General features: G+C 67.6%; 19 protein-coding genes. All 19 read left to right on the top strand.

The genetic code is table 11. The annotated features are described in order from the left end of the window. Nucleotides 1–82: 82 nt before the first annotated feature. The 19 genes from rsmH (at nucleotide 83) to dnaE (ending at nucleotide 23,182) form a co-directional block, all read left to right on the top strand. Nucleotides 83–1,039 (top strand): 16S rRNA (cytosine(1402)-N(4))-methyltransferase RsmH, encoded by a 957-nt coding sequence (rsmH, locus tag CAM01S_RS09945; RefSeq protein ID WP_066520533.1) that lies wholly within the window; start codon nucleotides 83–85, stop codon nucleotides 1,037–1,039. A 1-nt stretch (nucleotide 1,040) separates the two neighbouring features. Beyond that, nucleotides 1,041–1,769: a cell division protein FtsL gene (gene ftsL, locus CAM01S_RS09940; RefSeq protein WP_066520525.1), complete on the top strand. Its 729-nt coding sequence runs from the start codon at nucleotides 1,041–1,043 to the stop codon at nucleotides 1,767–1,769. 37 nt (nucleotides 1,770–1,806) lie between these two features. After that, entirely contained in the window at nucleotides 1,807–3,594 is a 1,788-nt protein-coding gene (locus CAM01S_RS09935; protein WP_066520518.1) for a peptidoglycan D,D-transpeptidase FtsI family protein, read from the top strand. A 25-nt stretch (nucleotides 3,595–3,619) separates the two neighbouring features. After that, nucleotides 3,620–5,218: a Mur ligase family protein gene (locus CAM01S_RS09930; RefSeq protein ID WP_066520516.1), complete on the top strand. Its 1,599-nt coding sequence runs from the start codon at nucleotides 3,620–3,622 to the stop codon at nucleotides 5,216–5,218. Beyond that, on the top strand, nucleotides 5,215–6,618 hold the full coding sequence (locus CAM01S_RS09925) for a UDP-N-acetylmuramoyl-tripeptide--D-alanyl-D-alanine ligase (protein ID WP_066520514.1): 1,404 nt from the start codon (nucleotides 5,215–5,217) through the stop codon (nucleotides 6,616–6,618). Before CAM01S_RS09930 ends, CAM01S_RS09925 begins: the two co-directional genes overlap by 4 nt. Then, complete coding sequence (gene mraY, locus CAM01S_RS09920) at nucleotides 6,615–7,721, top strand: phospho-N-acetylmuramoyl-pentapeptide-transferase (RefSeq protein ID WP_066520507.1); 1,107 nt, start codon at nucleotides 6,615–6,617, stop codon at nucleotides 7,719–7,721. Before CAM01S_RS09925 ends, mraY begins: the two co-directional genes overlap by 4 nt. Next, on the top strand, nucleotides 7,708–9,261 hold the full coding sequence (murD, locus tag CAM01S_RS09915) for a UDP-N-acetylmuramoyl-L-alanine--D-glutamate ligase (protein WP_066520505.1): 1,554 nt from the start codon (nucleotides 7,708–7,710) through the stop codon (nucleotides 9,259–9,261). Before mraY ends, murD begins: the two co-directional genes overlap by 14 nt. Beyond that, a complete protein-coding gene (gene ftsW, locus CAM01S_RS09910; protein ID WP_083527926.1) occupies nucleotides 9,224–10,465 on the top strand; it encodes a putative lipid II flippase FtsW in 1,242 nt (413 codons plus the stop codon). The genes murD and ftsW overlap by 38 nt, the downstream gene beginning before the upstream one ends. Further along, the gene (murG, locus tag CAM01S_RS09905) at nucleotides 10,462–11,565 is read left to right on the top strand and encodes an undecaprenyldiphospho-muramoylpentapeptide beta-N-acetylglucosaminyltransferase (protein ID WP_066520502.1); all 1,104 of its coding nucleotides are present in this window, start codon (nucleotides 10,462–10,464) and stop codon (nucleotides 11,563–11,565) included. Before ftsW ends, murG begins: the two co-directional genes overlap by 4 nt. Next, nucleotides 11,562–12,986 (top strand): UDP-N-acetylmuramate--L-alanine ligase, encoded by a 1,425-nt coding sequence (gene murC / locus CAM01S_RS09900; RefSeq protein WP_066520500.1) that lies wholly within the window; start codon nucleotides 11,562–11,564, stop codon nucleotides 12,984–12,986. Before murG ends, murC begins: the two co-directional genes overlap by 4 nt. Then, the gene (locus CAM01S_RS09895) at nucleotides 12,983–14,134 is read left to right on the top strand and encodes a cell division protein FtsQ/DivIB (protein ID WP_066520498.1); all 1,152 of its coding nucleotides are present in this window, start codon (nucleotides 12,983–12,985) and stop codon (nucleotides 14,132–14,134) included. The genes murC and CAM01S_RS09895 overlap by 4 nt, the downstream gene beginning before the upstream one ends. Before the next feature lie 163 nt (nucleotides 14,135–14,297). Beyond that, a complete protein-coding gene (ftsZ, locus tag CAM01S_RS09890) occupies nucleotides 14,298–15,440 on the top strand; it encodes a cell division protein FtsZ (RefSeq protein ID WP_066520493.1) in 1,143 nt (380 codons plus the stop codon). 9 nt (nucleotides 15,441–15,449) lie between these two features. After that, nucleotides 15,450–16,154 (top strand): YggS family pyridoxal phosphate-dependent enzyme, encoded by a 705-nt coding sequence (locus CAM01S_RS09885; RefSeq protein ID WP_066520486.1) that lies wholly within the window; start codon nucleotides 15,450–15,452, stop codon nucleotides 16,152–16,154. A 44-nt stretch (nucleotides 16,155–16,198) separates the two neighbouring features. Next, entirely contained in the window at nucleotides 16,199–16,726 is a 528-nt protein-coding gene (locus tag CAM01S_RS09880; protein ID WP_066520483.1) for a cell division protein SepF, read from the top strand. Nucleotides 16,727–16,777: 51 nt separating this feature from the next. Beyond that, nucleotides 16,778–17,068, top strand: coding sequence for a YggT family protein (locus tag CAM01S_RS09875; protein ID WP_066520480.1), 291 nt, complete (start codon nucleotides 16,778–16,780; stop codon nucleotides 17,066–17,068). Nucleotides 17,069–17,317: 249 nt separating this feature from the next. Beyond that, nucleotides 17,318–18,007, top strand: a complete 690-nt coding sequence (locus CAM01S_RS09870; RefSeq protein ID WP_066520469.1) for a DivIVA domain-containing protein — start codon at nucleotides 17,318–17,320, stop codon at nucleotides 18,005–18,007. 4 nt (nucleotides 18,008–18,011) lie between these two features. Next, on the top strand, nucleotides 18,012–18,581 hold the full coding sequence (gene lspA / locus CAM01S_RS09865) for a signal peptidase II (protein ID WP_245631602.1): 570 nt from the start codon (nucleotides 18,012–18,014) through the stop codon (nucleotides 18,579–18,581). Next, a complete protein-coding gene (locus tag CAM01S_RS09860) occupies nucleotides 18,578–19,504 on the top strand; it encodes an RluA family pseudouridine synthase (RefSeq protein WP_066520462.1) in 927 nt (308 codons plus the stop codon). The genes lspA and CAM01S_RS09860 overlap by 4 nt, the downstream gene beginning before the upstream one ends. A gap of 198 nt (nucleotides 19,505–19,702) precedes the next feature. Further along, complete coding sequence (gene dnaE, locus CAM01S_RS09855; RefSeq protein WP_066521190.1) at nucleotides 19,703–23,182, top strand: DNA polymerase III subunit alpha; 3,480 nt, start codon at nucleotides 19,703–19,705, stop codon at nucleotides 23,180–23,182. Nucleotides 23,183–23,191: the final 9 nt, after the last annotated feature.

The following is a 23,191-nucleotide window of genomic DNA, read 5'->3' as shown; positions in this document are numbered from 1 at the left end:
TCCGCCCTGGCACACCTTCCCCGGTGCCAGGTCGGGATGGATGGGGATCCGGAGGCACGGAACAGAGGGCGCGAGGGCCGACATGGCAGCAGCCTCCGAACCGTACCCGCACACCCCGGTACTCCTGGACCGGGTGGTCGACCTGTTCCAGCCCGCGCTTGGCGGCGCGGGCAAGGTCGTCGTCGACGCGACGCTCGGCATGGGCGGCCACGCAGCGGGTCTCCTCGAGCACTTTCCCGAGGTCACCCTGATCGGGCTGGACCGCGATACCGACGCGCTTGCCATCGCCGGTGAGCGTCTCGCGACCTTCGGCGGGCGCGTGCACCTCGTGCACGCCGTCTACGACGAGATCGCGTCGGCGATCGACGGCCTCGGATTCGACCGCGTCCACGGTGTCTTCTTCGATCTCGGCGTCTCGTCGCTGCAGCTCGACCGTGTCGAACGCGGGTTCGCCTATAGCAAGGACGCGCCGCTGGACATGCGCATGGACCGCACCGCTGGTGTCACCGCCGCGGACGTGCTCGCGACCTACGACGAGGCGGACCTCCGGCGGATCTTCCAGCGGTACGGCGAGGAGCGCCTGGCCGGCCGGTACGCGCACGCGATCGTCGAACGCCGAGCGGAGCAGCCGTTCGAGCGGTCCGCCGACCTCGTCGAGGTGCTCACGCGAGCGACTCCCGCTGCCGTGCAGCGACAGGGGCACCCGGCGAAGCGCGTGTTCCAGGCGCTCCGCATCGAGGTCAATGCGGAACTCAGCGTGTTGGAGCGCGCCATCCCGGCCGCGATGGATCTGCTCGAGATCGGCGGTCGACTCGTCGTCGAGTCCTACCAGTCGCTCGAAGACCGGATCGTCAAACGCGCGATCGCGGAGCGGTCCACCTCGACAGCACCGCACGACCTTCCCGTCGAACTCCCCGAGCACCGACCGACCTTCCGCCCGGTCATCAAAGGTGCGGAACTCGCGGACGCCGACGAGCGCGCCGCGAACCCACGCGCCACCCCTGTCCGCCTCCGGGCGGCCGAACGGATCAGGAACTGACATGAGCACGAACCTCGCCGTCGACCTTCGCTCGGTCCGCGCGCACGCCGAGCCGTCGCCACTGCCCGGGTCGCCGGAGCGTCGACGTCCCGATCTGATCGAGGTCACCCCGACACGAGCCCAGCGTCGAGCACGACCCCGGATCCTCGCAGCCGCGATCGCCGTGGGATCCCTCGGCATCCTGCTCCTCGCGCAGCTCGGGATCAGCATGATGCTCAGCCAGGGCGCGTACACGTTGAGCGCCCTCACCGCGCAGCAGACGCAGCTCACGCAGTCGCAGCAGGCGCTCGACGAGCAGCTCAGCGTCCTCGAGTCGCCGCAGAACCTCGCGCGGAATGCACAGGCGCTCGGCATGATCGCGAACACCACGCCGGTCTACCTCGACCCGAAGACCGGACAGGTATTCGGGACGCCGACTCCCGCGAAGGCATCCGACTCAACCGCGAGCCAGCCGAATCAAGTCGCGAACTCGCTCCTCGACGGAGTGAACGTGGTCGCGAAGCCCGGTGCGACGGCGACGAGCAAGGAGCAGGCGAGCGCCGCGGGCGCGGCGACACCGGCGGACGCGACCACAGCCTCCGGAGCGGCGCAGAGCGCCCCGTCGGCAACGACGACCGGAGCCGGTTCGAATGCTGTGAACACGGCGGAGCCGGGCGCGCCGTCCGCAGCGTCCGCGAACTCCTCCGTAGCCTCGAACCCGAACGAGCTCCAGGCGCCGTCGACGCGGTGAACCAGGGGCGTCCCGCACCGCCTCGTGAGGAACCGACGTGAGGAACACGCTCCGGCATCGCCGCATTCGCTACAGCGTGGTGATGATCGCCGTCATCGCGCTTGTCGCAGTCTTCGTCATTCGGCTGGTGGACATCCAGGTCGTCCAAGCGGCCACCCTGACGAGTGAGTCCGTCGCGAAGACGAGCGTTCCGCAGACGCTCTACGGTGTCCGAGGATCGATCGTGGATCGGAACGGCACGCCACTCGCGGACAGCGTGACGCGCTACAACATCACCACCGCGCCCAAGATCGTCGCCGGCTTCTCCGGGAAGCTCGGCGGGACGCGGATCAAGACGGTGAGCGTGCACGATGCGCTCGCGGCCCTCGCCGCAGTCTCGGGCGGGGATCTGGCGACGATGGAGAAGAACATCTCGGCCGATCCGAACTCGAACTTCACCTACCTCGTCAAAGGCCTCGACGTCCCTACTTACCGGAAGGTCATGGCGCTGTCCATCCCGTGGATCTATCCGGAGAAGCAAGCCGCGCGGGTATACCCCAACGGTGCGACCGCCGGAAATCTCACCGGGTTCATGGGTACCGACGGCGCGCAAGCGGGGCTCGAGTACTCGTACAACCAGTGCCTCAGCGCGACGAACGGCTCCGAGACGTACGAGCGTGGACTCGACGGCGTGATGCTTCCCGGCAGCAAGGTGACAACGAAGGAACCGGTCAACGGAGGCACGCTGCAGACCACGATCGACGAGGATCTGCAGTACATGGCGGAGCAGGACATCGCCACCGCGGCCCAGTCGCTCAAGGCGACGTCGGCGACCGCGACGGTATCCAACGCGAAGACGGGGGAGGTGCTCGCCCTCGCCGACTATCCGACAGTGGACCCGAACAACGTCACGCCCACCGCCCAATCCGATCCGGGAGCGCTCGGCTCTCGGGCGCTGACGGCAGCCTATGAGCCCGGATCCACGATGAAAGCGATCGTGGCGTCGGCGCTCATCCAGGAGGGCAAGGCGACGCCGACCTCCGGCGTCACCGTTCCGTACTCACGCACGTTCCCCTGGGGCGGCCGGATCTCGGACGCCGAGCTCCACCCCACTGAGAAGCTCACGATGACCGGCGTGCTCGCGCAGTCCTCCAACGTCGGGATCACCGAGCTCGGCGACCAGCTCAGTGCGCAGACGCGGTTCGACTACATGAAGAAGTTCGGGCTCTTCCAACAGAACCCGGACATTCAGTTCCCGGGCCAGCCGTCGTGGCCGAATCAGACCAGTCCGAACTGGGACCCGCAGACGAACGAGAACTCGATGTTCGGTCAGGGCATCGCAACGACCGCGCTCCAGGTCGCGAATGTGTATCAGACGCTCGCCAACGGCGGTGTCCGCATCCCGCTGCATTTCGTCAAGGGCTGCACCAAGCCCGACGGCACCGTTATCGATGCTCCGAAGGCGACGCCGACTCGCGTCGTGTCGCAGTCGACCGCCACGCAGGTGGTCGACATGCTGCAGAGCACATTCAAGGCGGACGCGAACGGCACCCTCGCAAGCATGCAGCCGATTTCGGGGTACAACATCTCCGCGAAGACGGGCACGGCACAGGTCGCATTGCCGAACGGGAAGGGCTACGGTCCGGACACGATCATCTCCGTGGTCGGAATGGCACCGACCGAGGACCCCCAGTATGTTGTCACGGTGACGTTCAACAAGCCGCAGACCGACAAGTACTCGTGGGCAGCGGCTCCGGCGTTCCGCACCCTGATGTCCCAGGTGCTCGAGAAGTACCGTGTCGCCCCCTCGACTGCCACTCCGACGACCTATCCGTCGTCCTGGTGAGCGTGGAGTGAGGAAGAAGGAGCACTTGTCCGCACGGATCCCCCCGGTCCTCCGCCCGGAACACCCGATAGCCCGTCCGCTCGCCGAACTCGTGAACGCATTCCGGCTCGAGATCGTCGGAGACGCTGACGGCGTCGAGGTCAGCGGTGTCACGCTGAACGCCGCCGAGGTCGAGCCGGGTGACCTCTTCGTCGGGGTACACGGCGCCAACCAGCACGGTGCCGCGTTCGCCGCAGACGCCGCCGCGCGAGGTGCCGTCGCGATACTGACGGACGCCGACGGACTCGCCCTGGCGACCCCTGCCTCCCTGCCGGTGCTCGTCGTCGACGACCCCCGCGCGGCGCTCGGCGAGATCGCGGCGTGGATCTACCGGACAGATCAGGACGCCGACGACGCGCCCCAGCTCTTCGCCGTGACGGGCACGAACGGCAAGACGAGCACCGCGTACCTCCTCGAGGGAATCCTGCGTCAGCTCGGCCTCGTCGCCGGGCTCAGCTCGACCGCGGAACGGCACATCGGGTCACTGAGTGTGACGAGCCGACTGACCACGCCGGAAGCGAGCGAGATGCACGCGCTCCTCGCGCGCATGCGCGAAGCCGGCGTGCGCGCCGTCGCCGTCGAGGTCTCGGCGCAGGCGCTAAGCCGCCACCGCGTCGACGGCATCGTCTTCGACGTCGCCGGATTCACAAACCTGAGTCACGACCATCTCGATGACTATGCGGACATGGAGGAGTACTACCAGGCCAAGCTGCCGCTCTTCCAACCCGATCGAGCGCGTCGCGGCGTCGTCTCGCTCGACTCGCCGTGGGGTGCACGCGTCGTCCAGGACTCACGCATCCCGGTCACCACGATCACCGCGAAGCCGGACGTCGACGCCGAATGGCGGGTGGAGGTCACCGCGGCGCGCGCCGCGTACACCGAGTTCCGCCTGACCGGACCGGAGGGGCGCAGCCTCGAGGCGCGCGTCCCGCTGATCGGATGGCATATGGCCGCCAACGCGGGCCTCGCGATTGTCATGCTCGTCGAAGGCGGCTTCGAGCTCGGTGCGATCGCGCACGCGCTCGAGTCGAACCACCGCGACTACGCCGACGTCGACGCCGACGGCGAGCCCGTGCGCGCCATCGAGGCGTACCTTCCCGGCCGCACCGAGCGGGTCTCGGGCGATCGGGGCCCCAGCGTCTACGTCGACTTCGGCCACAGCCCAGACGCCTTCCTGAACACCCTCGCGGCAGTCCGGCAGTTCACACCGGGCAAGGTCATCATGCTGTTCGGCGCCGACGGCGATCGCGACGCAACGAAGCGTGCGGACATGGCACGGGTCGCAGCGGCAGGCAGCGACATCCTGGTGATCACGGACCACCACCCGCGCTTCGAAGACCCCGCGTCGATCCGCAAGACACTTGTCGACGCCGCCCGCGAGGCCTATCCCGAGCACGAGCTCTACGAGGTCAGTCCTCCCGAAGCGGCGATCCGGACCGCCGTCGGGCTCGCCGGTGACGGCGACTCGATCCTGTGGGCGGGCCCGGGCCATCAGGACTACCGCGACATCCGCGGAGTCCGGACCGAGTACTCCGCCCGCGACGAAGCGAGGACAGCGCTCCGCGAGGCCGGGTGGGCAGAGTGATCCCGCTCACGCTGACCGACATCGCGGAGGCGGTCCGTGGAACGATCGTTGCGGGCGATCCGAACGCGCTGATCTCGGGCGTCGCCGAGACCGATTCGCGGCTCGTCGAAGCCGGCGGCCTGTTCTTCGCGCTCCGCGGAGAGTCCACCGACGGGCACCGATTCGTCGAGCAGGCAGTCGACCGCGGCGCGTCGCTCGTCGTCACCGAGCACGAGGTGCCGTCCGGAGGCAGCGCGCAGATCGTCGTCGCGAACGGCTATGACGCGCTCGCGGCCCTCGCGCACGCCGTCGTCGGACGCGTTCGCGCGCTCGGTCAGCTCAAGGTCGTCGGTATCACGGGATCGAACGGCAAGACGAGCACCAAGAACATGCTGCGCACGATTCTGGAGGCGCAGGGCGAGACGATCGCGCCGCAGGGCTCGTTCAACAATCACGTCGGTGCGCCGATCTCGATGCTGCGGATCACCGAACGGACACGGTTCCTCGTCGTCGAGATGGGGGCCTCCGGGATGGGGCACATCGCGCGACTCGTTCGAATCGCCGAGCCCGACGTCGGGGTCGTCCTCAAGGTCGGATTGGCGCACGCGGGCGAGTTCGGCGGCATCGAGATGACGCAGCGCGCGAAGAGCGAGATGGTCACCGACCTGCCGTCGACGGCGACCGCGGTGCTCAACGCCGACGATGACCGCGTCATGGCGATGCGAGCGCTCACCGCAGCGCGCGTCGTGACATTCGGTACCGCTGCGGACGCCGATTACCACATCGGCTCGCTGACGACCGATCGCACCGGCACCGCGTTCACACTGACGAACGGCGCCGATCAGGTCCAGGTCCGCCTCGCCATCCTCGGCGAGCACCATGCGATGAACGCCACCGCGGCGCTCGCTGTCGCGCACGAGTGGGGTGTCCCGCTCGACGACGGTGCGCGAGCGCTCTCCGCCATGACCCGCGCGGAGCGGTGGCGGATGGAACTGCTGCAGGGCGGGCCCGACGAGGTCACGATCATCAACGACGCGTACAACGCCTCGCCCGATTCGATGGCTGCGGCGCTTCGGACGCTCGCGCAGATCGCCGGACCAGGAGAACGGACGATCGCGGTCCTCGGGGAGATGGCCGAGCTCGGCGAATTCTCACAGGAAGAGCACGATCGCATCGGCCGGCTCGCGGTGCGTCTCGGGATCCACCAGCTCGTCGTCGTCGGAGCGGGTGCCGCGGCCATGCATCAGGCCGCAACCCTCGAGGGGTCGTGGGACGGTGAGTCGGTGTACTTCGCCGACCCGGACGCCGCTGCAGACGCTGTGGAGCGGATGCTCCGGCCAGGGGATCTGGTCCTCGTGAAGTCCTCCAAGTCGGCCGGGCTCCGGTTCCTCGGCGATCGCATCGGCGGAGTGACCGCATGATCGCGCTGATGACCGGGGCTGCCGTGTCGTTGGCGTTCACGCTCCTGTTGACGCCGCTCTTCATCAAGCTTTTCCACCGACTCGGATGGGGCCAGTTCATCCGCGATGACGGGCCGCAGACGCACCACACCAAGCGGGGAACCGCCACCATGGGCGGCATCGTGCTCATCCTGGGCGCGGTCGTCGGCTATTTCGTCGGTCACTGGGTCGGGGAGGATCGGATCACCCTGTCGGGACTCCTCGTCCTCTTCCTGATGGTGGGCCTCGGCGTCGTCGGGTTCGTGGACGACTTCCTGAAGGTCCGTCGCCAGCGAAGCCTCGGCCTCGGCGGATGGGCGAAGATCCTCGGCCAGGTGATCGTCGGCGTGATCTTCGCGACGATCGCGCTGGTCGTACCGAGCGCGAACGGACGCTACCCCGCCTCGACGATGGTCTCGGCGATCCGGGACATCGGCTGGCTCAACTTCATGCAGCTCGGAACGGTGATCGGCACGATCCTCTTCCTCGCCTGGATCGTGTTCATCACCGTTTCGACGTCGAACGGCGTGAATGTCGCTGACGGACTGGACGGCCTTGCGACCGGCTCGAGCATCCTCGCGATCGCGTCCTACATCTTCATCGGCTTCTGGGAATCCAACCAGGAGTGCGGCGGACCACGCGTCGGGCGCATCGTGGCACAGGCGTGCTATCACACGACGGACCCGCTGGACCTCGCCGTCGTCGCCGCGTCGATCTGCGGAGCGTTGATCGGGTTCCTCTGGTACAACACGTCGCCGGCGCAGATCTTCCTCGGCGACACCGGGTCGCTCGGGCTCGGTGGTGCCCTTGCGGGCCTCGCCGTGCTGACGCGCACCGAGCTGCTCCTCATTCTCATCGGCGGGCTCTTCTTCATCGTCACCGGCTCGGTGATCCTCCAACGGGCCTACTTCAAACTCACGCACGGCAAGCGCATCTTCCTGATGAGTCCGCTGCATCACCACTTCGAACTCAAAGGGTGGGCAGAAGTCACCGTGGTCGTCCGGTTCTGGATCATCGCGGGGCTTTGCGTCGCGGCGGGCGTCGGCCTGTTCTACCTGGAGTGGATCACGCGTGCCGCAACCTGATCCGTCGAATGCTTCGCGTCGGCTCGGCGGCCTGACGAGCTGGTACGCGTCGGGCTGGCGGGGCCTCCGCGTTGCCGTGCTCGGGCTCGGCGCGACGGGATTCGCGGTCGCCGACACGTTGGTCGAGCTCGGCGCGGCGGTGACCGTCTATTCGAGCGACGCCCCCGGCGACCGCGTCGAGCTCCTCGACGTCATCGGTGCACGGTTCGTCCAGCACCCGCTAGACGTCGTCCCGCCCGAGCTTGCCGAGGGCGCTGTGGATCTCGTCATCGTCTCGCCCGGACTTCCGCCGACGAACCCGGTGGTCGATTGGGCGTCGCGAACGACCACGGTCTGGGGCGACATCGAGCTCGCTTGGCGCCTCCGTGACAAGGTGCGTCGCAACGGCCGCCTCGCCGACTGGGTGCTCATCACCGGCACCAACGGCAAGACGACGACGACTCAGCTCGCCGCCGCCATGTTCGCCGCAGACGGCCGCCGAGTCGCACCGTGCGGCAACATCGGCGTGCCCGTTCTCGACGTGATTCGCGATCCGGACGGGTACGACGTGCTCGTCGTCGAGCTGTCGAGCCATCAGCTCCATTCGATGCCCGTCGACGGGCCCGGCGCGCTCATCCCGCTCGCGTCCACCTGCCTGAACCTTGCCGAGGATCACCTCGCATGGCACGGCTCGATGCAGGCCTATTGGGACGCCAAGGCGAAGGTCTACGCGAACACGATCGCCGCGTGCGTCTATAACGTGGCCGATCCGGAGACACGCAGCATGGTCGAGGACGCCGACGTCGTAGAAGGATGCCGCGCCGTCGGATTCACGCTCGGCGTTCCGCTCGCCGGGGACGTCGGCGTCGTCGAAGACGTGCTCGCCGATCGCGCGTTCCTGGACGACCGGCGCAACGCGGCGCTCGAACTCGCCACCCACGACGACCTGGCCGCGGCGGGGATGGACAGCCCGCACATGGTGATGAATGTGCTCGCGGCCGCAGCGCTCGCGCGGGCCGGGGGCGTGCCTCCCGCCGGAATCCGCGACGCCGTCCGCGGATTCCGGCCGGATCATCACCGGACCGAACTCGTCGTCACCGCGCACGGCGTGACCTGGATCGACGACTCGAAGGCCACGAATCCGCACGCGGCGATCGCCTCCCTGCGCGCATTCGAGCGTGTGGTCTGGATCGTCGGCGGGTTGTTCAAGGGAGTCGACATCGATCCGCTCGTGGCGGAGTTCGGGCCGAAGGTCGCCGCGGTCATCGTCATCGGTACAGACCGCGATCCGGTTCTCGATGCGTTCCGACGACACGCGCCCGCGGTCCCGCTCGTCGAGGTCGGCGCAACCGACACTGAAGAGGTCATGCCCGAGGCGGTACGACACGCCGCATCGGTCGCGAGGCCGGGCGACACCGTCCTCCTCGCCCCGGCCGCGGCGTCGTTCGACCAGTTCGACTCCTACGCGGATCGGGGGCGCCGCTTCGCGGCCGCGGTCCACGAGCACCTTGGAGGCGACGCCGATGGCGAATCAGCTGGCTCGCCTCCGGCAGCGGATTGACGCCGTGTCGATCGCTCCCGCGCGGCGAGGATCGGCGATCGTGGTCCGCGACCTGTTCCGCGCACCGTCGAGCACCTACGCGCTGATTCTCGGCGTCACGCTCTTCCTCGTCGTCTTCGGCGTCACCATGGTGCTCTCGTCCTCGAGTGTCGAACAGTACCGCGCCACCGGTGACGCGTTCGGAGCGTTTCTCCGGCAGGGTGCGTACGCGATGATCGGCGTGCCCGCCATGCTGCTCGCCTCGCGCGTGCCGGCTCGACTCTGGCGGCGATGGGCGGGGCGTATCGTCCTCGGCGGCCTGCTCGTGCAAGCCGCTGTCGTGCTCACGCCGCTCGGCTACTCGATCCAGGGCAATCGCAACTGGATCCGCATCGGATCCTTCACCGCGCAGCCGTCCGAGCTGCTGAAGCTCGCGCTGTGCCTCGCCGTCGGGACGATCCTCTGCACGCGTCGTCGACGACTGGACGACTGGCGCGGCGCGCTCCTGCCCGCCGCGGTCGTCGCTGCGGCGGCGATCGGACTGGTGCTCGCCGGCAAGGATCTCGGTACAGCCCTGATCATGATGACGCTCGTGTTCGGCGCGCTCTTCGTCGGCGGCGTCCGGGTCCGCCATCTCGCGGTCGCCGTCGCGGTACTCGCGTCGCTGCTCCCCGTCGCGGTGCTGACGTCCGGATCGCGCTCAGGCCGGATCGCCGCGTGGCTCCGGGGCTGCCCCGGGGGAGGCCCGGACCAGGATCTCTGCTGGCAGCCCGTGCACGGCCAGTGGGCGCTCGCGCACGGCGGTGTGTTCGGTGTCGGACTCGGCAACTCGAAGATGAAGTGGTCGTGGCTTCCCGAGGCGGACAACGACTTCATCTTCGCGATCGTCGGAGAGGAGCTGGGCCTCATCGGCGGCGTCGTCGTGCTCGGCATGTTCGTGCTCCTCACGGGCGGGATGATGCAAGTGGTGCGCCGGACGACCGATCCGTTCGCGCGGGCGACCACCGGTGGCGTGTTGACGTGGATCGTCGTGCAAGCTCTCGTCAACGTCGCCGTCGTCCTCGGCCTGCTGCCGGTCCTCGGCGTGCCGCTCCCGCTCATCTCCGCCGGAGGCTCCGCGCTGATCACGTCGCTCGTCGCGATCGGCGTGGTGCTATCGTTCGCCCGCGACCTGCCTGCGTCCGTGGACAGTTCCAGCCAGCCGCACTCAGGAGAACCACGATGAGCCGATATCTGTTCGCCGGCGGTGGGACGGCCGGCCATGTCAATCCGCTGCTCGCCGTCGCCGACCGCCTCTCAGAACGCGACCCGGCGTCCGAAGTGATCGTCCTCGGGACGGCGGAAGGGCTCGAAGCTCGACTTGTGCCGATGCGCGGCTACGAACTCGAGACGATTCCGCGCCTCCCGTTCCCGCGTCGCATCAACGGTGCAGCGGTCCAGTTCCCCGCGCGGTTCTGGCGCGCCGTCGACCAGACGACGCGAATCCTGCGAGACCGGCAGATCGAGGCGGTGCTCGGCGTCGGCGGCTATGCGGCAGCACCGGCATACATCGCTGCTCGACGCGCGCGCGTCCCGATCATTGTGCACGAGCAGAACGCACGTCCTGGACTCGCCAACCGGCTTGCGGCAGTGCTCACCCGCCACGTCGGGGTCACGTTCCCGAACACGCGATTGCCGCACGGGCGAGTCGTCGGCATGCCCCTCCGCCGGGAGATCGAGACGCTCGACCGCCGACACGCGCGCGCGGAGGCACTCGCAGCGTTCGGGCTCGACGCCGATCGGCCAGTGCTGCTCGTCACGGGCGGGTCATCGGGCGCGCGGAGCATCAATCAGACGGTCCAGCGAAGTGCGGCCACGATCCTCGGAGCCGGCTGGCAGATCCTCCACATCGTGGGGCCGAAGTCGGACACCCCGGACTCGTCGCTCGACGGGTACCACGTGCTCCGATACTGCGATCGCATGGACTTGGCGTATGCGGCTGCCGACTTCACCGTGTCGCGGGCGGGCGCCGGCATGGTGTGCGAACTGACGGCTGTCGGCATGCCCGCGGTGCTCATCCCGTATCCGGTCGGCAACGGCGAGCAGCGGCACAACGCGCACGACGTCGTTCAGGCTGGAGGCGCGATCCTGCTTGCCGACGCCGCATTCACTCCGGACTGGGTCACCTTCGACCTCGTGTCGCTCCTCAGCGATCCGGCGCGGGTCGCGGACATGGCAGTGCGTGCCGCCTCCGTGGGCCACCGAGACGGAGCGGACAGGATGACCGATCTCGTGCTCGACGCGGTTCGAGACCGCGCGCAGCGACTCACCCCGGAGGACGCATGACCATCAAGCCCGACCTCTCCCAACCGATACCCGAGACATTCGGCACGGTGCACTTCGTCGGCATCGGGGGATCCGGTATGAGTGGTATCGCGCGGCTGTTCCTCGCCGCCGGTCATTCCGTGACCGGCTCGGATGCGCGCGAGACCGCGACCACGCAGCGAATGCGCGAGCTCGGGGCGGACGTCCACATCGGGCACGACGCGGCGAACCTCGGTCACGCGGACACGGTCGTCGTCACGAGTGCCCTGTGGCCGGACAACCCGGAACTCCTCGAAGCACGCCGCCGGGGAATCCCGGTGCTGCATCGCTCGCAGGCGTTGGCGGCACTCATCGCGTCGCACCGTCTGGTCTCCGTCGCCGGCGCGCACGGCAAGACCACCTCGACGGGCATGATCGTGACTGCGCTGGTGGCGCTGGGGCTCGATCCGTCATTTGTCAACGGTGGCGTGATCCAAGCGCTCGGAACCTCCTCGGGATCGGGCTCGAGCGATCTCTTCGTCGTCGAGGCTGACGAATCGGACGGATCCTTCCTGCTCTACGACACCTCGGTGGCGTTGATCACGAATGTCGATGCCGACCACCTCGACCACTACGGGAGCGAGTCCGCCTTTCTCGATGCGTTCGTCCAGTTCGCCGGCGGAGCGCGTGACCGCGTCGTCATCTCGAGCGACGACCCGGGAGCGGTGTCCGTCACCCGGCTGCTCCGGGAGCGGCACGGCGATCAGGTCATCGTGACGTTCGGAACGGACCCGCTCGCCGATGTCACGGTCAGCGATATTGCCGACGGACCTGGCGTCTCGGCGTCGATCGGATACGGCGGATCCCGCTACCCGATCGCGCTGCGCGTCCCGGGGCGGCACAACGCCATCAACGCAGCGGGCGCGTTCGCGGTGCTCGTCGGCCTGGGGATCGAACCCGGCGAGGCCGTTCGCGGGATCGAGGGATTCGGCGGCACGGAGCGACGGTTCGAACTCCACGGCGTCGAGCGCGGCGTTGCGGTCTACGACGATTACGCCCACCATCCGACGGAGGTCGCTGCAGCACTCGCCGCCGCGCGCAGCGTCGTTGGGTCCGGTCGGATCATCGCCATCCATCAGCCGCATCTGTATTCGCGAACCCGCCTCATGGCGGGTGACTTCGCTCGCGTGTACGAGGAGTCCGCGGACCATACCGTCGTGCTCGACGTGTACGGCGCCCGCGAGGACCCGGAGCCCGGGGTCACTGGCGCGCTCGTGCAGGAGCGGTTCGCCGACCAGTCGAAAGTGGACTATCTCCCCGACTGGCCGACCGCCGCTGCTCGAGCTGCAGCGTTGGCGCGCGACGGCGACATCGTGATAACGCTGAGCTGCGGCGACGTCTACCGGATCATCCCGCAGGTGCTCGAGGCGCTCCGCGCGGACAGCGAGGTGACGACGCCGTGAAGCGCCCGGAAGGCTTCGACGAGCGGCTGACACCGAGACAGCCGAGCGGTTCCGATCACGCGAAACCGGCCCCGGGCCAGCCATCGGGAGCAGCCCGCAGTGGTCGCGGGGGACGCGCTGCGGTTCGGGAGCGACCTGCATCCGCCGCGAGGGCTCGCGCGTCGTCGGGGGCTGCGACGCCGACGGACGCGAGTGCCGGCGCGAAGGACGGTGCCGGGGCGAAGGACGGTGCCGTGGTGAAGGCTGGTGCCGGGGCGAAGGACGCGACTGACGTATCCGCCACGCTCGCGGCCTCCTCTCGCGGGCCGAAGGACGAGGCGGCAGCGCGCCTCCGGCAAGAATCGGCGGCGGCGCGCGCTCGGGTCCAGGAGGCAGCGCAGGCTGAGCGTGTCGCTCGGCGGGCGCGGAAGCTCGCCGAGCGCACCGAAGTGCGGCGCTTCACGCGGCGGTCCCGTCATCGGCGAGCCGCGTGGATCACGGTCGGGGCTGTCGTCGCGGTGTTCGCGCTGTCCATCGTGGTCGCGGTCTACTCGCCGATCATGGCCTTGACGCGCATTGAGGTCGTGGGGACGAGTCGGATCGACCGCACGCAGGTGCAGCGCGCCCTCGACGGCCAGCTGGGCACGCCACTCGCGCGCGTCAATCTCGGCGAGATCAAGCAACAGCTCGCCGCCTTCCCGTTGATCGCCTCCTATGTCACAGCGGAGGAGCCCCCGCACACACTCGTCGTGACGATCACGGAGCGGCAGCCGGTCGTGGCGGTGAAGACGTCCTCGGGGTACGCGCTCGTGGATCCGGCGGGGATCGTGGTCGAGTCCGATCCGCAGAAGCCCGCGAATCTCCCGGAGGCGACGATCGATCCGTCGAAGCTCAACTCTCCGGTCTTCCGGACGATGACCGCGGTGGTGTCATCGCTCCCGGCTCCGATGCGGCCGACCGTCGCAAGCGTGACAGCGTCCACCGCGGACGACGTGACGCTCACGCTGACCTCGGGCTCGAATGTGGTGTGGGGGAGTCCCGAGCACTCTGCCGCGAAGGCGACCCTGCTCGCCGCACTCATCAAGGACCATCAAGCGCGCGATCCACAGACCAAGGTCGAATACGACGTCTCCGCGCCCGACAATGGAATCATTCGATCGCAGGGCTGAGCACCCCGCTGGGCACGGACTTTCGCAGCGTTCCGACGACACGCGGCGTGGCGTTCGGCGCCGCTCCCGGGGCCGCCCGTAGCGTCGTGGACAGCAACTATTAGCAGCAAAATCTCTCAACTTCAAGTGTAGGTTGAGGGTTTTCCACCGGAGGCCGACTGACGTGACCACGAACCACAACTACCTCGCCGTCATCAAAGTCGTCGGTGTCGGCGGCGGCGGCGTCAACGCCGTCAATCGCATGATCGAACTCGGCCTTCGCGGCGTCGAGTTCATCGCGATCAACACGGACGCGCAGGCGCTGCTGCTCAGCGACGCCGACGTCAAGCTCGATGTCGGCCGTGAGATCACCCGCGGTCTGGGCGCCGGCGCCGACCCCGAGGTCGGTCGTCGCGCCGCCGAAGACCACGCAGAAGAGATCGAAGAGGCGCTCGCGGGCGCCGACATGGTGTTCGTCACCGCCGGAGAAGGCGGCGGAACCGGCACCGGTGGAGCGCCGGTCGTCGCCCGCATCGCGAAGTCGATCGGCGCGCTGACGATCGGTGTCGTCACCAAGCCATTCAGCTTCGAAGGGAAGCGTCGCCAGTCGCAGGCCGAGAACGGGGTCGCAGCCCTCAAGGACGAGGTCGACACCCTGATCGTCGTTCCGAATGACCGCCTGCTCGAGATCAGCGACCGCGGCATCTCCATGGTCGAGGCGTTCGCCACGGCAGACCAGGTGCTCCTCGCCGGTGTGCAGGGGATCACCGACCTCATCACCACGCCGGGGCTGATCAACCTCGACTTCGCTGACGTCAAGTCCGTCATGCAAGGAGCGGGGTCGGCGCTCATGGGCATCGGCTCCTCCCGGGGCGCCGATCGCGCGATCAAGGCGGCCGAGCTGGCCGTCGCTTCGCCGCTCCTCGAAGCGTCGATCGACGGTGCGCACGGCGTGCTCCTGTCGATCCAGGGCGGTTCGAATCTCGGAATCTTCGAGATCAACGATGCTGCACGGCTCGTCCAGGAGGCCGTCCACCCCGAGGCGAACATCATCTTCGGCGCCGTCATCGACGACACGCTCGGCGACGAGGTCCGTGTCACGGTCATCGCGGCCGGATTCGACGGAGGCGAGCCGAGCGGACAGCAGAAGGACCGCCGTTCCAGCTGGGTCGACCCCGAACGTCCCGCAGCACACGCAACCGGAGCGGTCGAGGATTCGGCACCGTCCTGGTCGTCGCACGAGCACGAGGCGCCAGCGCAGCGTGCCTCGGACCCGGCCTTCGACGACGACGATGACGAGCTCGACGTTCCCGACTTCCTGAAGTAGCGGGAGCTCGTGGTCGACGACGCAGCGCCGGATCCCGCGCTCGCGGCTCGACTTGCGCGCGCACGGGCGGCTATCGCCGATGCCGCACGTGCGGCGGGACGCACTCCTGAGGAACTGACGCTCATCGTCGTGACGAAGTTCCACCCGGCGTCGCTCGTTCGCGACCTCGTCAGCCTGGGGGTCCTCGACGTCGGTGAGAATCGGCACCAGGAAGCGCAACGCAAGGCTGCGGCCCTTGCCGACCTGGACCTCCGATGGCATTTCATCGGGCAGTTGCAGACCAAGAAGGCGCGGCAGGTCCGCCGGTATGCCAACGTCATCCAGTCGATCGACCGGGAGGCCCTGGTCGACGCGCTGTCCGGTCCCCTCATCGACGCTCCCGCACTCGTGGACGGATTCGTGCAGGTGAATCTCACCGACGATCCCGAACGCGGAGGCGTCGCACCCGACGGCGTGGAGGCGCTCGTCGAACGCGTGCTCGAGACCTCATCCATTCGGTTGAGGGGTGTCATGGCGGTCGCTCCGTTCGGCGAGCCGCCGCGTCCTGCCTTCGCGCGGCTCCGGCGCATCTCGGAGCGCGTGCAGCAGATCGCCCCCGACGCGACGGCGATCTCCGCGGGCATGAGTGGCGACTTCGTCGAGGCGGTAGCGGAGGGCGCGACACACCTTCGCATCGGCACGGCAATCACCGGAAATCGCCCTGCTGCGATCTAGCCTCACTGCAGGGAATCACCGTCACCGATCCTCCGGAGGAACCAATGGCCAACCCGCTCAAGAAGACGATGGTCTACCTTGGCCTCGCCGACGAGGAACTCGAGTACGACGATCCGATCGAGGCCGAGCCCGAGGCTCCTCGAGCGGGCGCGCATCAGGCGCCCCCAGCCGCGCCGGTCGAGAAGGCCCCGGCTCCTGCCGCACCCGTGGCAGTTCCCCATCAGCAGCGAGCGCAGGTCACCCCGCTGCGCCGTGTCTCCGCACAGAAGGCGACCCCGGTCCAGGAAATGAACGAGATCCTCACCGTCCACCCGCGCGAATACAAGGACGCGCAGTCGATTGCCGAGAGCTTCCGCGACGGCATCCCGGTGATCATCAACCTCACGCAGATGACCGAGGGCGACGCGCGCCGGATGATCGACTTCGCGTCGGGCCTGTCGCTCGGCCTCTTCGGGAAGATCGAGCGGGTGACGAACAAGGTATTCCTGCTGTCGCCGGCGCACATCGCAGTGAGCGGTGAGTCGTCTGCGGTAGAGTCCGACACCGAGGCGTCGTTCTTCGCCCAGTCCTGAACCACCGCACCCGCATCGGGTGCCCAGATCGAGCGAGTTGATGATCGACCGATGGCCTTTGTCGCGACGATCATCTACTTCCTCCTTCTGATCTATTTCTTCGCGCTCTGGGCACGCTTTGCGCTCGACCTCGTCCGGTCCTTCAATCGGGGCTGGCGTCCGCGAGGTGGGCTCCTCGTTGTCGCGGAGGGCGTATTCACCGTGACGGATCCGCCGATCCGGCTGGTGCGTCGGGTCCTGCCGCCGCTCCGGTTGGGGCAGATCGCGCTCGACTTCGGATGGACGATCGTCATGCTGCTCGTCATCATCCTCATGGACATCTTCGGGGCGCTCCGCGGGTGACCCGGATGCCGGCGCGCGAGCCTTGCGCGGCCCGAGGCTTCTGCTGAGGCGGACCAAAGGCACCTCGCGCATGCGTCCGCGGCGCGCCGGGGCCGGGCCTGGTTCGCTGTCGAGCGGACAGCGCGGTGTACCGTATATGCGACCCGGTGCACGCGTGCGAAGCACCCGCGACCGAGCGGACGGCTGGTAGATTCAGGTCCACCCGCACGGTTCTCCCCAACGATCAGCAGTTCTATTGAGGTGACGGCAATGGCTTTGACGCCGGATGACGTAGTCAACAAGCGGTTCCAGCCGACGAAGTTCCGCGAGGGCTACGACCAGGACGAGGTCGACGACTTCCTCGACGAGGTCGTCGGCGAGCTTCGTCGCTTGAACCAGGAGAACGAAGAGCTGCGCCAGCGGCTGCAGGCCGCCGAGTCGGCCGCGCAGCAGGCACCGGCCGCATCTGCACCGGAGGCTCCGGCCGCCGCGCCGACCCCGGCTCCCGTTCCCGTCGCAGCGCCGGCGGTCAATCCGGACGATGACACCGAGGGCACGTCCAACCTGCTGCAGCTCGCCCGCCGTCTGCACGAGGAGCACGTGCGCGAAGGTGCCGAGAAGCGCGACGCGCTCATCGCGGAGGGCCACGCACAGGCCGCACGCCTGGTGGCAGACGCCGAGGCGAAGCAGCGCCAGATCGTGTCTGAGGCCGAAGCCCGTCAGCGTCAGCTGGTGACCGAGGCTGAGACGCAGCAGCGCCAGATCCTCGCGAGCCTCGACCGTGAGCGTACGACGCTCGAGTCGAAGATCGACGATCTCCGCACCTTCGAGCGCGATTACCGATCGCAGCTCAAGAGCTTCATCCAGGGTCAGCTGCACGACCTCGACGCGTCCGGTGGCGAGCAGAACGGTTCGCTCCAGCCGGCGCCCGCATCGGCACAGAGCTTCGGCTCGAACTGACGCGTTGACGGATTCGGTTCCACCGGCCCCGCAGGGCCGCACCGCGAAGGTCAGCGGGCGCGCAATCGCGCTGCTGGCCTTCGCGGCTGTCTGCGTCTGGGCATTCGATCAGATCGCGAAGGCGGTCGTGGTGACGTCCCTCCCGTACGGGACGACCGTGAACGTCATCGGGACCCTGCTGCAGTTCCACTACGTACGGAACCCGGGAGCAGCATTCTCGTTCGGCGTCAGCATGACCTGGGTCTTCACCATCGTGGCGGTCGGCGTGATCGTGGCCATCATCGTCACTGCGCGACGCATTCGGTCCTTCTGGTGGGCGCTGATGCTCGGCATGCTGCTCGGCGGTGCGCTCGGCAACCTCACCGACCGTCTCTTCCGGCCGCCCGGGTTCGGCGTGGGCCACGTCGTCGACTTCATCTACACGCCATGGATGATGCCCGCGATCTACAACGTCGCTGACTCGTTCATCTGCATCAGCATGGCGATCTTCGTGCTGCTCACACTGTTCGGCGTGGGGCTTGACGGCACGCGAGCACCGAGTCGTCGTCGGGACGTCGGACACGACACCCCGTGACCGAATCTCGCAGCCTTCCCGTGCCCGACGGACTGGCGGGCGAGCGGGCTGACGCCGCGCTGGCCAAGCTGCTCGGCTTCAGTCGGACGTTCGCGGGCGAGGTGCTTGCGTCGGGTGGAGCGCGGCTCGACGGGCAGGTGTTGCAGAAGTCCGACCGGCTCGTGGCCGATGCGTGGCTTGAGGTTGCGTGGACGCCCCGCGACGCCCCGCGAGTCGTTCCGGTCGAGGTACCCGGGATGACGATCGTCTACGACGACGCGGACATCGTGGTGATCGACAAGCCGGTCGGAGTCGCCGCCCACCCGTCGCCGGGCTGGTCCGGACCGACCGTGCTCGGGGGGTTGGCTGCAGCGGGCTTCGCGATCGCGACCTCCGGGTCGGCGGAACGGGCAGGGATCGTGCACCGGCTCGACGTCGGCACATCCGGGCTCATGGTGGTTGCGAAGAGCGAGCTCGCATACTCGCGACTGAAGCGCGCGTTCAAGGAACGGACCGTCGAGAAGGTCTATCACGCGCTCGTCCAGGGGCATCCAGACCCCTCCGCCGGAACGATCGACGCGCCGATCGGCAGGCACCCGTCGAATGAATGGAAGTTTGCCGTCGTCGCCGACGGGAAGCCGAGCGTGACCCATTACGAGACGCTTGAGGCCTTCCGCGCGGCGTCCCTGCTCGAAGTGCATCTCGAGACCGGTCGTACGCACCAGATCCGCGTGCACATGGCAGCGACACGGCATCCCTGCGTCGGGGACACCATGTACGGCGCCGATCCCGTGCTCGCCGGCGAGCTCGGGTTGACGCGGCAGTGGCTCGATGCCGTACAGCTCGGTTTCGATCATCCACGGACCGGGGAGTGGGTGTCCTTCGAGGCGTCCTATCCCGAGGATCTGCAGCGCGCGCTCGACACGGTGCGCGCAGCCTCCTGAGCCCGTCTGCTGCCGGGCTTGAACGTCCGACCGCGGGCTTCCTGCCATCCCCGTGATGCTGGCGCAACGGCCCACGCGGCCACGCCGAGGATGTCGTCGGCCGCGATTAGGCTTACTCCACCAGCGTCGATCGAGAACAGGGGTCCCGTGACCAGCTCCGATTCCTTCGTCCACCTTCACGTGCACAGTGAGTACTCGATGCTCGATGGCGCTGCACGAATCGGTCAGCTGGTGTCCGAAACCGCCGCGCAGGGCATGCCCGCGGTCGCGGTGACGGACCACGGCAACATGTTCGGCGCGTTTGACTTCTGGAAGACGGCGACGGCGGCAGGAGTCAAGCCCATCATCGGCACGGAGGCCTACCTCACGCCCGGGACGCACCGGTCCGACAAGACGCGCGTCCGGTGGGGCGATGGTGGTGGCGACGACGTGTCCGGGTCGGGCGCCTACACGCACATGACGATGTTCGCTGCAACCACGGAAGGGATGCACAACCTCTTCCGGCTGTCGTCGCTCGCCTCGATCGAGGGGTATTACTTCAAGCCACGGATGGACCGGGAACTCCTCGAGCGCTACCACGACGGCATCATCGCGACGACAGGGTGCCCATCCGGAGAAATCCAGACGCGCCTCCGCCTTGGCCAGCTCCAGGAAGCCCGGCAGGCCGCTGCAGACTTCCGAGACATCTTCGGCGCCGAGAACTTCTTCGCGGAGATCATGGACCACGGTCTCGGAATCGAGCGTCGGGTGATGAGCGACCTCATCGACCTTGCGAAGGACCTCGGGCTTCCGCTCGTCGCGACCAACGACCTCCACTACACGCACGCCGGCGACGCGACCTCGCACGCCGCGCTGCTGTGCGTCCAGTCCGGATCGACGCTGAACGATCCCAATCGGTTCAAGTTCGACGCGGACGAGTTCTATCTGAAGACGCCGGCGCAGATGCGCCATCTTTTCCGAGACCACCTCGACGCCTGCGACAACACGCTCGCGATCGCGGAGCGATGCGACGTGCAGTTCAACACTGCGGCGAACTACATGCCCCGATTCCCGGTGCCGGAGGGTGAGACCGAGGAAAGCTGGTTCGTGAAGGAGGTCGAGAAGGGCCTTCACTACCGCTACCCCGACGGCATTCCGGAAGCCGTCCGCAAGCAGGCGGACTACGAGGTCGGGATCATCACGCAGATGGGGTTTCCGGGCTACTTCCTCGTCGTCGCCGACTTCATCAACTGGTCGAAGAACAACGGCATTCGCGTCGGCCCCGGTCGTGGCTCCGGCGCTGGCTCCATGGCCGCCTACGCAATGCGGATCACGGATCTCGACCCGCTGAACCACGGATTGATCTTCGAGCGGTTCCTCAACCCCGACCGCGTGTCGATGCCCGACTTCGACGTCGACTTCGACGACCGTCGCCGCGGGGAGGCGATCAGGTACGTCACCGAGAAATACGGCGACGAGCGGGTCGCACAGATCGTGACCTACGGCACGATCAAGGCGAAGCAGGCGCTGAAGGACTCATCGCGCGTCCTCGGCTTCCCATTCGGCATGGGCGAGAAGCTGACAAAAGCGATGCCGCCGCCCGTCATGGGGAAAGACATTCCGCTCACCGGAATCTTCGACAAGGAGCACCCGCGCTACAAAGAGGCGGTCGATGTCCGGACGGTGGTCGAGACAGATCCCGACGCGCGCACTGTCTTCGACACAGCGCTCGGCCTTGAGGGGCTGAAGCGGCAGTGGGGCGTGCATGCTGCCGGCGTGATCATGTCGAGCGAACCGCTCATCGACATCATCCCGATCATGAAGCGCGAGCAGGACGGTCAGATCGTCACGCAGTTCGACTACCCCGCGGCGGAGTCGCTCGGTCTGATCAAGATGGACTTCCTTGGGCTGCGGAACCTCACGATCATCAGCGATGCGCTCGACAACATCCGGAGCAACCGAGGGGTCGAGCTCGATCTCGAGACGCTTCCCCTTGAAGATCCGGAGGCGTACGCGCTGCTGCAACGCGGCGACACGCTCGGCGTGTTCCAGCTGGACGGCGGCCCGATGCGTGGGCTGCTCCGGCTGATGAAGCCCGACAACTTCGAGGACATCTCGGCGCTCATCGCCCTCTACCGCCCGGGCCCCATGGGCGCGAACTCCCACACGAACTACGCCCTGCGCAAAAACGGTGAGCAGGCGATCACGCCCATCCACCCGGAGCTCGCCGAACCACTGGCAGACATCCTCGACACCACCTACGGCCTGATCATCTACCAGGAGCAGGTGATGGCGATCGCGCAGCGTGTCGCGGGGTTCTCACTCGGCCAGGCGGACATCCTCCGACGCGCGATGGGGAAGAAGAAGAAGTCCGAGCTCGACAAGCAGTACGCCGGGTTCGAGCAAGGCATGCGTGAGAACGGCTACTCGCCTGCCGCGATCAAGACGCTCTGGGATATCCTCCTGCCGTTCTCGGACTATGCGTTCAACAAGGCGCACTCGGCGGCGTACGGGCTCGTCAGCTACTGGACCGCGTTTCTCAAAGCGCACTACCCAGCCGAGTACATGGCCGCGCTCCTCACCAGCGTCGGCGATGCCCGCGACAAGCTCGCGCTCTACCTGAACGAGTGTCGGCGCATGGGCATCAACGTCATGCCGCCGGATGTCAACGAGTCGATCGGCTTCTTCGCGGCGGTTGGGGATGACATCCGATTCGGTCTCGGCGCCGTGCGGAACGTCGGGTTCAACGTGGTCGATGACATCGTCGCGGCCCGGACAGACCGGGGACGATTCGAGTCGTTCCACGACTTCCTCCGCAAGATCCCGATCACGGCGTCGAACAAGCGCACCGTCGAGTCGCTGATCAAGGCGGGCGCGTTCGACTCGTTCGGCGACACCAGACGTGCGCTCGTCGAGATCCATGAGTCGGCCGTGGAGGCCGCTGTGAAGGTCAAGCGCGACGAGGCGCATGGAAACGTCGGCTTTGATTTCGACAGCCTCTTCGCGGAGGACGCGGAAGCGTCGCCGTCCCTTGTCGTCTCGCAGGTACCGTCGCGTCCCGAATGGGCGAAGCGCGACAAGCTTGCGTTCGAACGCGACATGCTCGGGCTCTATGTGTCCGACCACCCACTCGCCGGTCTCGAGCTCGAACTGGCGAAGCATCAGTCGACGACGATTGCGGATCTGCTCTCAGCCGACGACGGTATCGACGGCGAGACCGTCACCGTCGCGGGGCTGCTGACGAGTGTGCAGCACCGCGTGGCGAAATCGAGCGGCAACCCATACGGCATCGTGCAGATCGAGGACTTCGGCGGTGAGATCGGCGTGATGTTCCTCGGGAAGACGTATCAGGAATTCGGGCCCTCGCTGACGCCGGATGCGATCGTCGTGCTTCGCGGGCGCGTCACCGTCCGCGACGATGGCAAGGCGCTCCATGCGGTGAGCATGTTCCAGCCGAATGTCGGCGACTCTGCGTCGAGCGGTCCGCTGACGTTGTCGCTCCCGGAGCGTCGCGCGACAACCGAGACGGTGAGTGAATTGGCCGCTGTTCTGGCCCGACACTCCGGGTCGACCGAGGTCAGGCTTCGCCTCCTCCGCGACGACGCGGCGCGCACATTCGAGATCCCGTTCCCCGTCCACGTCACGCCCGACCTCTTCGGCGAGCTCAAGAGCCTGCTTGGCCCGTCATGCCTCGTCTAGCGCACCGGT

Source organism: Curtobacterium ammoniigenes NBRC 101786 (genome assembly GCF_001571045.1).
Classification (GTDB): Bacteria; Actinomycetota; Actinomycetes; order Actinomycetales; family Microbacteriaceae; genus Curtobacterium; species Curtobacterium ammoniigenes.
Note: the sequence above shows the minus strand (reverse complement) of the source record. Positions and strands in the feature narration are given on the sequence as shown.

Coding starts and splice junctions, on each gene's coding strand:
- ftsL (WP_066520525.1), top strand. CDS start 1,041: ATGAGCACGAACCTCGCCGTCGACCTTCGCTCGGTCCGCGCGCACGCC.
- rsmH (WP_066520533.1), top strand. CDS start 83: ATGGCAGCAGCCTCCGAACCGTACCCGCACACCCCGGTACTCCTGGAC.
- murG (WP_066520502.1), top strand. CDS start 10,462: ATGAGCCGATATCTGTTCGCCGGCGGTGGGACGGCCGGCCATGTCAAT.
- CAM01S_RS09875 (WP_066520480.1), top strand. CDS start 16,778: ATGGCCTTTGTCGCGACGATCATCTACTTCCTCCTTCTGATCTATTTC.
- mraY (WP_066520507.1), top strand. CDS start 6,615: ATGATCGCGCTGATGACCGGGGCTGCCGTGTCGTTGGCGTTCACGCTC.
- murC (WP_066520500.1), top strand. CDS start 11,562: ATGACCATCAAGCCCGACCTCTCCCAACCGATACCCGAGACATTCGGC.
- CAM01S_RS09870 (WP_066520469.1), top strand. CDS start 17,318: ATGGCTTTGACGCCGGATGACGTAGTCAACAAGCGGTTCCAGCCGACG.
- CAM01S_RS09880 (WP_066520483.1), top strand. CDS start 16,199: ATGGCCAACCCGCTCAAGAAGACGATGGTCTACCTTGGCCTCGCCGAC.
- dnaE (WP_066521190.1), top strand. CDS start 19,703: ATGCTCGATGGCGCTGCACGAATCGGTCAGCTGGTGTCCGAAACCGCC.
- ftsW (WP_083527926.1), top strand. CDS start 9,224: ATGGCGAATCAGCTGGCTCGCCTCCGGCAGCGGATTGACGCCGTGTCG.